At 64.8% G+C, this 472-nt stretch carries 1 protein-coding gene; it reads right to left on the reverse strand.

What is annotated here, in order from left to right; translation table 11 throughout:
* Positions 1–472: ABC transporter permease subunit (locus tag J5M71_RS27920; RefSeq protein ID WP_207838814.1), on the reverse strand; the 472-nt coding region annotated here is incomplete at both ends.

Below are 472 nucleotides of genomic sequence, written 5' to 3' on the forward strand. Positions count from 1 at the left end.
CATCAGACGCGGCAGACCGGCACCGGCCAGACGCGCGGCGGTGACGTAGTCGCGGTTCAGTTCGCCCATGACGGCGGCACGGGTCAGACGCACGTAGGACGGCAGGGAAACCACAGCAATCGCGATCACGGTGTTGATCAGGCCAGGGCCGAGGATGGCGACGATCGCCACGGCCAGCAGCAGCGATGGCAGGGCCAGCATGATGTCCATCAGACGCATGATGGTCGGGCCGACCACTTTCGGGAAGAAACCGGCGAACAGACCCAGCAGGATCCCCGGAATCAACGACATCACCACCGACGACAAGCCGATCAGCAACGACAGGCGCGAACCCTGGATCAGACGCGACAGCAGGTCACGGCCGAGTTCATCGGTGCCGAGCAGGAACTGCATCTGCCCGCCTTCGAGCCACGCCGGCGGCGTCAGCAGGAAGTCACGGTATTGCTCGCTCGGATTATGCGGCGCGACCCAC

Origin of the sequence: Pseudomonas sp. 43(2021), from assembly GCF_017490805.1 — a bacterium.
Lineage (GTDB): Bacteria > Pseudomonadota > Gammaproteobacteria > Pseudomonadales > Pseudomonadaceae > Aquipseudomonas.